The organism is Mesorhizobium sp. P2_F8, assembly GCF_056403655.1.
Genome location: NZ_JBFUFB010000009.1, coordinates 200878 through 214297, shown reverse-complemented (window position 1 = coordinate 214297; position 13420 = coordinate 200878). Strand labels below are relative to the sequence as shown.

The window sequence follows — 13420 nt, the reverse complement described above, 5'->3', positions numbered from 1 at the left end:
GAGGGGGTGGGAAGGATCGCTACAGAACGCGTTCTATCCTTCTCAGCTACATTTCCTGCCGTGAATCAGCCGAAGAGCTCTCAGCCCCCCAGCGCCTGGTCCAGATCCGCGATCAGATCATCGCCATCCTCGATGCCGGCCGACAGCCGCACCAGCGAATCCGAAATGCCGATCTCCGTCCGCTTCTCCGCCGGGATCGAGCCATGCGTCATCAGCGCGGGATGTTCTATCAGGCTCTCCACTCCGCCGAGGCTTTCGGCCAGCGTGAAGAGTTGCGTGCGCTCGAGGAAGCGTTTCGTGCCGGCGAGGTCGCGGTCGAGCACGACTGATATCATGCCGCCGAAGGCATGCATCTGCTGGACGGCGATGGCGTGCTGCGGATGGCTGGCGAGGCCGGGATAGATGACCCGGCGCACGTCCTTGCGGGCCTCCAGCCACTGCGCGATCTTGAGGCCGTTGGCGGAATGGCGCTCCATCCTGAGCGCTAATGTCTTCAGGCCGCGCAGCGCCAGAAAACTGTCGAAGGGACCCGAGATGGCGCCGATGGCGTTCTGCAGGAATTTCAGCTGCGCGGCGAGGTCCTTGTTGTCGCCAACCACGGCGACGCCGCCGACCATGTCGGAATGACCGTTGAGATATTTTGTCGTCGAGTGGACGACGATGTCGATGCCGAGCTCCAGCGGCCGCTGAATGTAGGGGCTGCAGAACGTGTTGTCGGCGACGGTGAGAACCCCCTTGCGTTTGGCAAGGGCGGCGACGCCTTCGAGGTCGACGATGCGCAGCAGCGGGTTGGTCGGCGTCTCGACCCAGAGCAGTTTCGTTTCGGGGCGRATCGCCGCTTCGACGGCGGCGAGGTCGGTGAAGTCGACGAAGCTTACCTTGAGATCGGCCGAGCGCTTGCGTACCCGTTCCATCAGCCGGAAGGAGCCGCCATAGATGTCGTCGGTGGCAACGATAAGGGCGCCGCTGTCGAGCAGCTCGAGCACGGTGGCGATCGACGCCAGGCCCGAGGCGAAGGCAAAAGCTGCCGACCCGCTTTCGAGGTCGGCCACGGCACGTTCGAAGGCGAAGCGCGTCGGGTTCTGGCTGCGGGCATATTCGAAACCCTTGTGCACGCCGGGCGACTGCTGGCCATAGGTCGAGGTGGCGTAGATCGGCACCATCACCGCGCCGGTCAGCGGGTCGTGGCTCTGGCCGCCATGGATGGTGCGCGTCGAGAAGGCCAGGCGATTTTTGCCCGATGGTGGTGGTGTGTGGCTGGTCATCGTGCGCGCCTCAAATGGTTGATCAGGTCGATGCGGGTAATCAGGCCGACGAACTCGTCGCCGTCGAAGATGATGGCGACCTCGTTGCGGTCAAACACCGGCAGCAACGCGTCGAGCGTCTGGCTGGCCTGCAGCGTGTGCAGGCTGGAGGTCATCGCCGTGCGCACCGGGCCGTTGAAGCGCTCCCAGCGGCCGTCATAGGGGCCGTCGACATGGGCGAGGATGTCGCTCTCGTCGACGATGCCGATGAGCTTGCCATCGTCTAGCACCGGCAGCTGCGAGACATCCGAGCGGCGCATGCGGCCATAGGCATTGAGCAGGCTTTCGTCCGGGCCGACATAGACGGTGTCGCCGGTACGGTGCGTGCGCATGACCAGGTCGCGCAGATCGCCATGCTGCTCGTGCTCGGCCAGGCCCTGTTCGGCCAGCCAGAAATCGTCGAAGACCTTCGACAGATATTTGTTGCCGCTGTCGCAGACGAAGGTGACGACGCGCTTGGCGACCGTCTGCTCGCGGCAATAGCGCAGGGCGGCTGACAACAGCGTGCCCGACGACGAGCCAGCGAGAATGCCTTCCTTCGACAAGAGGTCGCGGACGGCCAGCATGCTCTGCTTGTCAGGGATGGCGTAAGCCTTTTTCACCAGCGACAGGTCGGCATTGGGCGGCACGAAATCCTCGCCGATGCCTTCCACCGTCCAGCTGCCGGCCTCTTCCATCTTGCCGGTCTTGATCAGCGGCGCCAGCACCGAGCCGACCGGATCGGCGAGCACCATTTCGGTCTTCGGCGACACTTTGGCGAAGTAGCGGCCAAGCCCGGTCAGCGTGCCGCCGGAGCCGACGCCGACGACCACCGCATCGACATCGCCGCCGAGCTGCGAGAAGATTTCCGGACCGGTGGTCGTTTCATGCGCCAGCGGGTTGGCCGGGTTGGCGAACTGGTTGGCATAGAAGGCGCCAGGCACTTCGGCGGCGATCTTCTCCGCCATGTCCTGGTAGTATTCGGGGTGACCCTTGCCGACATCGGAGCGGGTCATGCGCACTTCGGCGCCGAGCGCGCGCAGGTGCTGGATCTTTTCGCGCGACATCTTGTCGGGCACGACCAGCACGATGCGGTAACCCTTTGGGATGCCGACCTGGGCGAGACCGAGGCCGGTATTGCCGGCGGTTGCCTCAACGATGGTGCCGCCTGGCCTGAGCTTGCCCTGCCTTTCGGCGGCGGCGATCATCGACAGTGCGATGCGGTCCTTGATAGAGCCGCCGGGGTTCTGGCTTTCAAGCTTGATGAACAGGCGGCACTTGCCGGTGTCGAACTTGGTCAGCTCGACCACCGGCGTCTGGCCGATCAGGTCGAGAACCGACGCATAGGGCGGACGCAGGCGGGATGTTGCGCTTTCGGGGGGCGCACTGCCAGCCGCGGCGATCTTCTGCTCGCTCATATCGATGCTCCATGATCAAGCGACCGCCTCGGGGCAGAGCGGCAGCGTATCCTCTTTTCCAGCCCTTTGCAGTCGGAAAGAAGATAGATCGTGCCAATCAACCGGCCAGATGGAGAATGTCATTCCACAATCTGGCGGCGCCGCCCTGACAGACTGATGTCCTCGGCTCGGCCACCGATCGTTTCGACGCACCAACTCGTTCGTTGCGAGCCGCAATTTCCGCATGCTAGCCGGGAGGCATGAGGCGCCCTGATGCGGTCGCGCTGATGGCGTCGGGGGCCAAACGCAGGGAAACCTTCGATGAAGATCATTGCCTATGACAATTTCAAACCCGGCGTCACCATCGACGATCTGAAACCCTATCTGCGCGACGAGGTCTCGAACGTCTGGCGTCTTTGGAAGGCGGGGATCGTGCGCGAGAACTACGCACGAGCCGATGTCGGCGGTGTGATCATCGTCTTCGAGCTCGACAGCGTCGAGGCGGCAAGGCGCTACACAGACGATTTTCCGCTGTCGAAGGCCGGACTGCTGGAATGGCATTTTCTCGCCTTCGACGCCGCACCATTGCCGCTCGAATATCTGTTTGATCCCAGCGTCGACATCGCCCAACCCTGGGACCGGACGGTCGCATGATCCGGTCGAGCGAAGGGATCGAGATGCCAAACAGCCTGGCGGATTGGTGCGATCCGCGCCGCATGGCGCTGGTGATCTACGACATGCAGGTCGGCATCTGTCGCCAGATCACTGGGGCGGCAGCGATCGCCGAACGCACCGGCATGGCGCTCGAAGCGGCGCGCTCGGCGGGCATGCGGGTGGCGTTCACGCGCCATCTGTCCCTGCCGCGCAAATGGATGGGCGCAACCCAGCTGCGCACCGCCATGGCCTGGCAGCGGCGCGACAGTCCCGACACGGTCGAGCCGTGGTTCCCGCGCGATGCCGAGGCCACGGAAATCATCCCCGAACTGGCGCCACGCGCCGACGAGGCCGTGTTCGACAAGCTGACCATGTCGGCCTTCGATTCCACCGCGCTCAGCTTCGCCTTGCACGATTGCGGGGTGGGTGCCGTCGCGCTCGCCGGGGTGGCGATGGAAATCGGCATCGAGCCGACGGTTCGGCAGGCGACCGACAATGGTTTCGTGGCGGTGGTGATCGAGGACGCCTGCGGCTTCGGCAACCGGGAAGCGCGCGACCGCTCGATGGCGACGCTGGGCTTTCTTGGCGAAGCCATCATTACCGATGTCGCGGGTTTTTGCGGCGCGCTCGCCGCTGGGAGATAGGCGCCTTGTTAGGCCTCGATCTCGGTGCGGAAGCGCACGCCGACAGCGCGTCCGTGCACGTCTCCCCAGTCATAGAGCGCCTGCAAGGTGGCTGCCAGATCGCGGCCGCGGTCGGTCAAGGTGTAGCGCCCCTTGCCATCGGGCGACGCCTCCAGCACGACAAAGCCGATGTCGACGAGATCGGCCAGCCGCTGCGTCAACATCTTGTCGGACAGCGACGGGATCGTACGCCGCAGTTCGGAATAGCGCAGCGGCTGTTGCTTGATCCGCGCCAGGATCACCGTCTTCCATTTGCCGCCGAGCGCATCGAGCGCGAACTCGACCGGGCAGCCGTAAAGCCTACCGCGTTGGGTCATGCACGCATGGTAGGCAAGGCCCGGCAGCGACGGAAGCAGAATTTGCCAGGCCATCTGGCCAGCTAGGCAGCGCAGGGCCGCGTCCGTATCAGTCGGCAGCAGGCCTTCAAAGGGAGAGCGGCGATGAGCGTGCGGGACGCCAATCCGGTCGATGCGAAGAACCCGAAGCGCGTGGCGATCGTCATCGCCAACCCGGCACTCTCGACCACGACCGGGTGGCCGGTCGGCTTCTGGTGGAGCGAGCTTACCCACCCGTGGTTCGCTTTCACCGAACGCGGTTATGCGGTGGAGATCTTTTCGCCCAATGGCGGCAAATGCGAGGCCGATGCGCTGAGCGACCCGCGCGATCCATCGGGCTATTCGCAGACCGACCTCATCTCGCTCGGCTTCATATCGAGCCCGAAACTCAGCGCCCTGGTCGACAACACATGGCCTGTGGCGGAGATCGAGGTCGAAAGCTTCGACGCGATTGTCGTCGCCGGCGGCCAGGCGCCGATGTTCACCTATGAGCACGCGACAGGCCTGCAACGGACGTTCGTCGCCTTCCATGAAGCCGGCAAGGTTGCCGCCGCTTTGTGCCACGGGACCGCGCTGCTGCGCTATGCCCGGCGCGCGGACGGATCGTTGCTCGTGGCCGGCAAGACGGTGACGGGCTTCGCCAATGCCGAGGAGGATTTTGCCGACAAGGCAACCTGGGAGATGGGCGCGCTCGAGCGCGGAAAGCATCTGATGCCGTGGCGCATCGAGGATGAGCTGAAGGCAATCGGCGCCAACTATATCCAGGCCGGACTGTGGCGGCCTTTTGCCGTGCGAGACGGCAATCTGATCACCGGCCAGCAGAATTTTTCAGGCGCCGAGACCGCACGCGCCGTTTGCGAGGCGCTGGGCGGCTAGGCTCCTAGCCCAGCAATCGCTTGCTCAGCCTGGCGCATTGAACGCGGATGTCGGGGATGGCGTCGATCTCGAAGAAGGTGCCGCGCGTCAGCGGGCCGACGGCCAGGATCTTGGCGGACACGCCGCCGTCGCCGGCGATGATCTCGCAATTGGCTGACACGTCGAGGCCGATGCGCAGCGGGTCCGGCCGCGCCAGGCCGCGGTCGACCAGCGAGCGCACGACGCTGTTCGACGAGGTCGAGATGTCCCTGACGATGCCCGAGCAATCATAGATGCGGGTGACCTCGAAGGTTTCGAGTCGCTGCGTGTGGCGCGACTGGATTTGAACCTTGAAGCCGCCGTTCCGGGCGATGTCGACGACGCGCCCGGCGACCAGGCGGATGCGGCCGGATTGCACGGCGTCGGTGACGCGGGCATAGACTTCGGGCGCCATGCGATGGCGGTGGATGTCCCACCAGGCCTTGGTGTGTTCGACGAAGCGGCGCTTGGCGGATGCGGGCCAGTTCTGCCAGATCTTCTGGTTGAACGGCCGCAAGCCGTCGACGACGTCGCGCCAGTCGATGCCGGCCTTCTGGTTTTCCTTGATCAGGTCGCGGAACCAGCCGACGAAATAGGACAGCTGGGTGCCGAGCGGGATGTCGGCGACGTCGAGCTTGATCGGATTGCCCTTGCGATGCGGCGATGGCAGCAGGCCGCGCCGCGACACCGCGACGATGTCGCCACGATGGCCGCGCTGCTCCAGCGACAGGAAGGCATCGACCATGCTGAGGCCGGTGCCCAGCACCATGACTCGGCTGTCGGGGGCAAGTGCCGTGTCGGCTTCGGAGCCCATCCTGATCGCATGCCCCTGCGCCGGCTCCTCGTCATGGCCGGTCGCCAGCACGACGAGATGGGCGACGACGCTGGTGCCGTTGGCGAGCGCAACCTCGACGCCGGACGTGGTCGGCGTGATCGAGAGGCTCTCCTCGCGGATCAGGCGCAACCGGCCGGTTTCGCGTTCGCGCGTTTCCAGCTCGTCGAGCAGTTCCTTGAGGTAACGGGCATAGAGGCTGCGCGGCGCGTAGACCGGCGCCTGGTCCGATGTCGCCAGGCCGCGCTCCAGCAGCCAGCGCCAGAAATTGCCGGGATCGTCGGCATAGGCGCTCATGCCGGCGGCACTGACATTCAGCACATGCGCCGACAGCAGCGTGGAATAGGCTATGCCCTGGCCGAAATGCGGGCGCCTTTCGATCAGCGTGACGCGCAGATCGGGATTGGGCGATTTCAAGAGATGCGCGGCCATCACGACGCCGCTGGCGCCGCCGCCGACAATGATGATCGAGTTGGCGCGCCCGGTCATGCGCCCGGCCTCGTGCGAAGTGCGCGCGTCAGGCCTGGACCTTCACCACCACCGGCAGGTCGTCGACAGCCATGTCGCGCATTTCGGCGAGGCTGCGCTGGTCGAGCACCTCGGCGATCGCCTGCCGGACCTCGAGCATCAGGTGTCGGACTTGGCATGTCGCCTCGTTGCAATCTTCACAGCGCTGGTACTGGGTGCGGCTGGCGCAAGGAATCGGCGCCAGCGGGCCGTCGAGCACGCGCACGACGTGGCCGACCTTGATCTCGTCGGCAGGCCGCGCCAGGCGATAGCCGCCCTCCTTGCCCTTGCGGCTCTGGACGAAACCGGCATTGCGCAGCTCGCCGAGGATGGCGTCGAGAAATTTCTTCGGGATGTTGTTGCCGGTGGCGATGTCGTTGACGAAAGCGAGCTGTCCGACCGGCAGTCGCGAGAGGTGTACGAGCGCCTTGAGGCCGTACTTGCCCTTTTTCGTGAGCATGAAATCAAAATTTCTCTGTCATGCGACGGCACGAAACCATCGGTTGCCAAACGCCCGACGTGCGACCCCGCCGCGTCCAGGCTGCCATGACACATAAATTCTAGCGACATGATGTACAAGCCAACAGCTGTTGATTTTGCTTCGTTTTCAGGCGCTGTGGCCATTTTGGCAGGCTTTTGTGCCCGCAGGGACACAGCCGCACGGCTTTGACAGCCAAAGTGCGTTGTCAGCGATCATCGCGATACGGTGGCCGCTCATCGTCGCCTCCAGTTCCCAATGTCGATAAGATTACTATACTTACCCTCGAAGACGCGGAACCAGCTTCTAAATCCATGGCTGTTTGAGGCATGGATTTGCCTGGGGAGGGCCGTGGCGGGAATTCTCGTTCGTCGCCGGTAGCGTCCCTGCTGGTCGCAGTGAAGGGCACCTCACCTTTTAGAACGGTTTGCCCACACCAGTCCGACCAGGCCGACCAGCATGGTGACGATGCCGGTATAGAGCCATTGCGACTGGCCGGTCATGAAGCTGCCGCCGACCACGCCGATGCCCTGCAGCGACCACAGCGCTCCGATGGCAAGCACGATCAACGCCAGCAGATTTTTGGTCAGTCTCATTGACGGATCTCCCTTTCGAAGTCGATCGGTTGCGGCGTGGTGGGCGCGATGAAAGAGCCAAAGGAAATGGCCCGAACGCTTCGGCCTCTACTTGGATATTGTCGGTCGATCTTGTCAAACAAGTCGCTGTAGTCGGCACGAAGATCATCGCCAATTGATCATTTGCCTATCGAAAATCCCTAACAGACTGTTACCCGGCGACTCCAAACGTGTGCCACTGCCATGGAACCGCCAGATGATTGCCGCATTTCACGCCTTATTCGACACCTAACGGCTGGGGACTGTCAAAAACGGAGCCATCCCCCAGATATGAATACGACAAAACAGACCGCGCTTGTCGCGGTAACGCTGGTTGCTGGCCTGATGGCCGGCGCATCTTCGGCAGCCGCCACCGGCCAGTGCGGTCGTGCCTCCTGGTACGCCCTGCACTCCAAAACCGCGTCGGGCGAGCGCATGAACCCGTCGGCGATGACCGCAGCCCATCGTACCTTGCCTTTCGGCACCAAGGTCCGGGTGACCAACCAGAACAACGGCCGCAGCGTCATCGTGCGCATCAACGATCGCGGGCCGTTCATCAGGGGTCGCGTGCTCGACCTGTCGAAGGGTGCCGCCGGCCAGCTCGGCTTCATCGGTTCCGGCCATACCGCCGTCTGCATGGCGCGCGTCTGATATTGCCATTGCCCGGACCATGATCTCTGGACAAAACGGTTTTCCGTTTGTCCGAGAAAACCGCAATCCACTTTTCGGGAATCATGGTCGGGTGTCCGGCGCAGGGCCAGACACATTTCTTACACACTTCGCGCCGCACAGTGAGCCGGCTGCGCCGTTCAGGCCGGATTTTCAAGGCTTTGGACGAAAGAAGCGTTAGTCACGCCACATGACGTATTGCATCGCAGCAATTAGTTGTTAACTTCCCCGCGAGACATTCAAGGCATGACGCTGCTCGTCGTCCCTTCAGTCGCAGGCAGCAGCGGGGTTCTCGATGTTCTACCAGCTCTATGAAATGAACCACGCCGCCATGCAGCCCGCGCGTCTCTATGCCGACGCGGTGCGAATGTTCTACACCAATCCGCTCAATCCGTTTTCGCATACATCATGGGGCCGCTCGGTCGCCGCGACCGCCGAACTGTTCGAGCGCACCACGCGCCGCTACGGCAAGCCGACATTCGGCCTCGACAAGACGGTGGTCGACTGGAAGAGCGTCGAGGTCACCGAGAAGACCGTGTGGTCGCGGCCGTTCTGCAATCTCCTCCGCTTCGAACGCGCCGTGCCCGCCGGGCGCCGGGCGGATCCGAAGCTGTTGATCGTGACGCCGATGTCGGGCCACTATGCGACGCTGCTGCGCGGCACGGTCGAAGCGATGCTGCCCTATGCCGACGTGCACATCACCGACTGGGTCGACGCCCGTATGGTGCCGCTCGCCGACGGCAGTTTCGATCTCGACGACTACATCGACTACATCATCGACATGCTGCACGCGCTCGGCCCCGACACCCATGTGATGGCGGTGTGCCAGCCTTCCGTGCCGGTGCTTGCGGCCGTGGCGCTGATGGAGACGCGCGGCGACCCTTTCGTGCCCTCGACCATGACCTTGATGGGCGGGCCGATCGACACCCGTTGCAACCCGACCGCGGTCAATCTCCTGGCCGAGGAAAAGGGCATCGACTGGTTCCGCGAGAATGTCGTGATGCGGGCGCCGTGGCCGGTGCCGGGCTTCGGCCGCGAGGTCTATCCGGGCTTCCTGCAGCTGTCAGGCTTCATGAGCATGAATCTCGACCGCCACATCATCGCCCACAAGGACTTCTTCATGCACCTGGTGAAGCATGATGGCGACAATGCCGAGAAGCACCGCGATTTCTACGACGAGTATCTGGCTGTGATGGACCTGACGGCGGAGTTCTACCTTCAGACCGTCGACACCGTCTTCGTGCGCCATGCCTTGCCCAAGGGCGAGATGACGCATCGCGGCACCCGGATCGATCCGTTCGATATCCGCAACGTCGCGCTGTTCACGGTCGAAGGCGAGAACGACGACATTTCCGGCCTGGGCCAGACCAAGGCGGCGCACGATCTGTGCCCCAACATCCCTGCCGACAAGAAGGCGCACTACATGCAGCCGGCGGTCGGCCATTACGGCGTGTTCAACGGCTCGCGCTTCCGCTCCGAAATCGTGCCGCGCATCGTCGACTTCATCACCAGCTATGGTCGCCAGAACCGCGTTGCGGTGAAGCCGAAGCTGGTCCGCGTCGCCAAAAGATAGGTTCCCGCAGCGAAAATCCGGGCCAATTGGCCGGCAGAGTTGGCCAGATGGCCAGTGCTGTGCAGCCGATTCTGTTGCACAAGTGCCGCTGTCCTGCCCCTCGGGTAACCATGCTATCAATCCGACCGTCGTCGTAATTGACACGGACTGTAAATCCCCTTTAACCTTTCGTTAATAACTAAGGGTGGACGGGGACAATGATATCCTCATCGATGGCGCGAAGGCTGCGCGTGTACGTAGCGGCCGGGCTGGCAGCAACGGGAGGCTGGGCGGCACCGGCTTTGGCGGCTGGAGCAATGGCGACCGGGGGCCTCACCTCGCAGCCGATCGGCCACTATGATTTCTGCAAGCTCCATCCGGGCGAATGCTCGATCCGCCCCAGCAATCTGGCGCCAGCCGCGATGACCGACAGTCTTATGCGCAAGTTGACCAACGTCACCGCCAGGGTCAATGCCGCCGTCAAGCCGATGAGCGACATGGAAATCTACGGCAAGGACGAGGTCTGGGCCTATCCCGACAAGGGCGTAGGCGATTGCGAGGACTATGTGCTGGAAAAGCGGCGCCAGCTTTCGCGCATGGGCATCTCGCTTGCCGACCTTCTGATCACCGTCGTGCGCAAGCCCGACGGTGAGGGCCATGCGGTGCTGACGGTGCGCACCGACAAGGGCGACTATGTGCTCGACAATCTGAACGACAAGGTCAAGTCGTGGGACCTGACCGGCTACCGCTTCCTCAAGCGGCAGGCGATCGACAACACCGGCCGCTGGGTCTCGATCCGCGGCGGCCAGCAGGTGTTGGTCGGCTCGGTTCAGTAGAACACGCGTCTTCAGCTCCCTTCGGCAGATACCGGAACTCGGCGCCGCCCCTCATTGTCCTGCCGGACATTTCTCCCCGTGTAGTGACGGGGAGAAAGGCCATGTAATCAATATTTTCGCCAATTGTCGTCGTCGCGAGACGGGCGCCAACGTCGCAGCGATCACCCTTCTCCCCGTCGCTATACGGCGAGAAGGTGCCAGCAGGCGGATGAGGGGCAGCGCGGCGTTGCAGGCCCTGCACTTCACGCTTCCAACAATTCCGCATTCTCCATGAACCATTCCCTCCCGGCCAACGACACATGGCCGTGGATAGAAACCAACCATGGAGACTCCGATGACTGCACTTTTGCGAAATACCCTTCTCGCCGCCGTCGCGGTATCGGCGCTGGCCGGATCCGCTTTGGCAGATCAGACCATTCCAGGCTGCGCCAAGACATCGACCAATGACCTGTGGGGCGGGCGCTGTTGCAGCAATGGCGACTCGAACTGTCTGGGCGGTGGAAACGGTGGTCGAGGCCACAATGACAATGGCCGCCGGGGAGATAAGGGCGGCGCGGCCGGCAAGAAATGATCTCGACGCAGCGGACCGCCGGCGGGCAGCTCTTCAGGCAGAAGCGGACGCGCGTGTAAAACTCGCGGCTCCGGCCTCGCTACGGTTGCCGGCCCAGTGCCGCGCGGATCGAGGCGGTAATGCGGCGCAGTTCCGCTTCGTCGAGTTTCTCGATGTTCTCGGCCAAGAGATTGGCAAGCTCGGTGGCGGCGGGACTGAGGCCTGACGTGTCGAGCTTCACGCGCGGATGCGAGGCTTCGGCCAGCCGGGCCAGTTCCTCGGCATCGTCCCAGATGACGTTGAAATAGCCGATGATCTTCTGGATCAGCGTCCAGGTCGGCGCGCCGCGCCTGCCATGCTCCAGCGCCGACAGATAGGCGGCGCTGACGCCGATCGCGGCCGCCATATCTTTCTGGCTGACACCGCGCTCGCTTCGGAGCGCCCGCAGCTTCTCGCCGAACGGCGTCATGCCCGCGTCTTCATGCGCGGTGCCGCCGCAGCCGGATATAGAGCGCGCCGGAGCCGCCATGATTGCGGGCGGCATGGTCGTGGCTGGAGACCAGCGGCCGGAAGGCGGGCGTCGACAGCCAGGCGGGCACGGCGCGCCGCAGCACCCCGTCGCCGCCGGAGGACGAACCCTTGCCTGTGATGACCAGCACGTAGCGAATGCCGCCGGCATGCGCCCGGTGCAGGAACGAGAACAGCAGCGAATAGGCCTCGTCCTGGGTCAGGCCGTGCAGATCGACGCGGCCTTCGATCGGCAGCCGTCCCTTCGACAGCTTGTCCAGCGTCGGTTCGTCGAGTGCGTGCGCGACATGCTGCGTCTTCGGCTTTGCCGCGCCTGCCTGGTTGGCAACGGGCTGGGCCGCTTGCGTCTGCATCGGCTTGGCCTCGGCCGGGATATCGGGGATGTCGATGGCCATCCTGCCCTTGAGCGGTTTGGCCGTGCGCGCCACCAGGTTCCACAGCACCCGGTCGTCCTCGCTGAGCTCGGCTTCGCTCGGTCTGGCTCGCCGCCGGGTCATCGATTCGCACCCGGAACGAGAGCACGCGGGATCAGCGCATGAAAATCGGCCGCGTTGCGCACCACGCCAGCGATCTCGCCTGCCGCATCGCCCGAGCCGGCGAACAGGTCGCCGCGCGCCGGCCCGGTCATGGCGGAGCCGGTGTCCTGCGCGATCATCAGGCGCCGGAACGGTTTTGCGTCGAAAGCTGTCAGCGACGGCGCATCGATGTGGAACGGCGTGCCGAATGTGTGCAGCAGGCGGTCGACGGCGATGGAGCGGCCCGGCGTCAGCGGCACCTTGGCGGCGGCGATCGGGCCAAGGGCGGCGTCCTCGACATCGGCCTCTCGGAAGAAGATGTAGGAGCGGTTTTGCCAAAGGATCTCGTCGACGCGGTCCGGGTGCGCCTTGAACCAGGCGCGGATCGACTGCATCGTCACCTTTTCCAGCGGGATCTCGCCAATTTCGCTGAGGATTTTACCGGGCCCGGTGAAGCGTTGGCCGGATTTGGCGGCGTAGGTGACGCGGCGGAGCCTGCCGTCGGTCATGTTCAGTCTGGCCGCGCCCTGCACATGGATGAAGAAGGCATCGACCTTGTCGGCCAGCCAGGCGATTTCCAGCCTCTTGCCGTCAAGCGCGCCACGCTCGATGGCGCCGCGGTCGGGATATTCGACCGGTCCATGCGGCGTGTGGCGGGCAAAGGCGAGGTAGGGGTCCATGCTGGGCGGCCGATTGGCCTCGTCGATATCGACGAGATCGGCCGGGCGCGACAGCAGCGGCACGCAAAACCGCTCCGTTCGCACCGGCGATGCCTCGACTTGCGGTTCGTAGAAGCCGGTGACGAGACCGGAGCCGCCATTCTCGGCGCGGATAGTCATCGGGATGAAATGACGCTCGAAAAAGTCGCGGGCCTGCGACCGATTCGCCGGCGAAACGATGCGGGCCTCGGCGTAGGGTTCGGCAAAGGCGTTGAAGTCGACACCAAGCGAACCGCTGCGATAGGGCTTGATCAGGACATGGAAAGCGGAACGGCGAAAGGCCGCGAAGGCAGAGAGATGGTCGTCCTCATCCCAGCCGGGCAAGGCGCCGAAGGATTTCCCGACAAAAAAAGGCGATAGCGACACCGGAGCCT

The 13420-nt window shown here is 63.9% G+C and carries 16 protein-coding genes; 7 read left to right on the top strand and 9 right to left on the bottom strand.

Annotated elements, in window-relative coordinates; translation table 11 throughout:
* Positions 1-80 precede the first annotated feature (80 nt).
* Both AC1DZP_RS22820 and AC1DZP_RS22815 read right to left on the bottom strand, forming a co-directional pair.
* Positions 81-1265 (bottom strand): trans-sulfuration enzyme family protein, encoded by a 1185-nt coding sequence (locus AC1DZP_RS22820; protein ID WP_477305547.1) that lies wholly within the window; start codon positions 1263-1265, stop codon positions 81-83.
* Positions 1262-2701, bottom strand: a complete 1440-nt coding sequence (locus tag AC1DZP_RS22815) for a pyridoxal-phosphate dependent enzyme (RefSeq protein ID WP_477305545.1) — start codon at positions 2699-2701, stop codon at positions 1262-1264. The genes AC1DZP_RS22820 and AC1DZP_RS22815 overlap by 4 nt, the downstream gene beginning before the upstream one ends.
* Positions 2702-3001: 300 nt before the next feature.
* Here AC1DZP_RS22815 and AC1DZP_RS22810 point away from each other — a divergent pair, with 300 nt between their 5' ends.
* Together AC1DZP_RS22810 and AC1DZP_RS22805 are read left to right on the top strand one after the other, a co-directional pair.
* Positions 3002-3334 (top strand): hypothetical protein, encoded by a 333-nt coding sequence (locus tag AC1DZP_RS22810; protein WP_477305543.1) that lies wholly within the window; start codon positions 3002-3004, stop codon positions 3332-3334.
* Positions 3331-3978 (top strand): cysteine hydrolase family protein, encoded by a 648-nt coding sequence (locus tag AC1DZP_RS22805; RefSeq protein ID WP_457151063.1) that lies wholly within the window; start codon positions 3331-3333, stop codon positions 3976-3978. Before AC1DZP_RS22810 ends, AC1DZP_RS22805 begins: the two co-directional genes overlap by 4 nt.
* Before the next feature lie 8 nt (positions 3979-3986).
* On the opposite strand, the gene AC1DZP_RS22800 is transcribed toward AC1DZP_RS22805, so the two are convergent.
* Positions 3987-4334 (bottom strand): winged helix-turn-helix transcriptional regulator, encoded by a 348-nt coding sequence (locus tag AC1DZP_RS22800; RefSeq protein WP_095084375.1) that lies wholly within the window; start codon positions 4332-4334, stop codon positions 3987-3989.
* A gap of 123 nt (positions 4335-4457) precedes the next feature.
* Here AC1DZP_RS22800 and AC1DZP_RS22795 point away from each other — a divergent pair, with 123 nt between their 5' ends.
* Positions 4458-5228, top strand: coding sequence for a type 1 glutamine amidotransferase domain-containing protein (locus tag AC1DZP_RS22795; protein WP_477224809.1), 771 nt, complete (start codon positions 4458-4460; stop codon positions 5226-5228).
* 4 nt (positions 5229-5232) lie between these two features.
* On the opposite strand, the gene AC1DZP_RS22790 is transcribed toward AC1DZP_RS22795, so the two are convergent.
* From AC1DZP_RS22790 to AC1DZP_RS22780, 3 genes are all read right to left on the bottom strand, one after another.
* A complete protein-coding gene (locus AC1DZP_RS22790) occupies positions 5233-6567 on the bottom strand; it encodes an FAD/NAD(P)-binding protein (protein WP_477305541.1) in 1335 nt (444 codons plus the stop codon).
* Positions 6568-6595: 28 nt separating this feature from the next.
* Positions 6596-7045 (bottom strand): RrF2 family transcriptional regulator, encoded by a 450-nt coding sequence (locus tag AC1DZP_RS22785; protein ID WP_095083868.1) that lies wholly within the window; start codon positions 7043-7045, stop codon positions 6596-6598.
* A 428-nt stretch (positions 7046-7473) separates the two neighbouring features.
* On the bottom strand, positions 7474-7659 hold the full coding sequence (locus tag AC1DZP_RS22780) for a hypothetical protein (RefSeq protein WP_477305539.1): 186 nt from the start codon (positions 7657-7659) through the stop codon (positions 7474-7476).
* A 309-nt stretch (positions 7660-7968) separates the two neighbouring features.
* Between AC1DZP_RS22780 and AC1DZP_RS22775 the strand changes: the two genes are divergently transcribed.
* The 4 genes from AC1DZP_RS22775 (at position 7969) to AC1DZP_RS22760 (ending at position 11305) form a co-directional block, all read left to right on the top strand.
* A complete protein-coding gene (locus AC1DZP_RS22775) occupies positions 7969-8328 on the top strand; it encodes a septal ring lytic transglycosylase RlpA family protein (RefSeq protein ID WP_477305537.1) in 360 nt (119 codons plus the stop codon).
* A gap of 313 nt (positions 8329-8641) precedes the next feature.
* Positions 8642-9919 (top strand): polyhydroxyalkanoate depolymerase, encoded by a 1278-nt coding sequence (locus tag AC1DZP_RS22770; RefSeq protein WP_477305535.1) that lies wholly within the window; start codon positions 8642-8644, stop codon positions 9917-9919.
* Between the two features lie 197 nt (positions 9920-10116).
* The gene (locus tag AC1DZP_RS22765; protein WP_477305533.1) at positions 10117-10734 is read left to right on the top strand and encodes a transglutaminase-like cysteine peptidase; all 618 of its coding nucleotides are present in this window, start codon (positions 10117-10119) and stop codon (positions 10732-10734) included.
* A 334-nt stretch (positions 10735-11068) separates the two neighbouring features.
* A complete protein-coding gene (locus AC1DZP_RS22760) occupies positions 11069-11305 on the top strand; it encodes a hypothetical protein (RefSeq protein ID WP_477305531.1) in 237 nt (78 codons plus the stop codon).
* Between the two features lie 79 nt (positions 11306-11384).
* Here the strand turns inward: AC1DZP_RS22760 and AC1DZP_RS22755 are convergent, their stop codons facing one another.
* The 3 genes from AC1DZP_RS22755 to mltA are packed head-to-tail and all read right to left on the bottom strand — an operon-like array spanning position 11385 to position 13412.
* Positions 11385-11753 carry a helix-turn-helix domain-containing protein gene (locus AC1DZP_RS22755; RefSeq protein WP_457152990.1) on the bottom strand — a complete coding sequence of 123 codons (369 nt, stop codon included), beginning with the start codon at positions 11751-11753 and terminating at the stop codon, positions 11385-11387.
* 10 nt (positions 11754-11763) lie between these two features.
* Positions 11764-12309: a Smr/MutS family protein gene (locus tag AC1DZP_RS22750; protein WP_457152991.1), complete on the bottom strand. Its 546-nt coding sequence runs from the start codon at positions 12307-12309 to the stop codon at positions 11764-11766.
* Positions 12306-13412: a murein transglycosylase A gene (gene mltA, locus AC1DZP_RS22745; protein ID WP_477305529.1), complete on the bottom strand. Its 1107-nt coding sequence runs from the start codon at positions 13410-13412 to the stop codon at positions 12306-12308. The genes AC1DZP_RS22750 and mltA overlap by 4 nt, the downstream gene beginning before the upstream one ends.
* Positions 13413-13420: the final 8 nt, after the last annotated feature.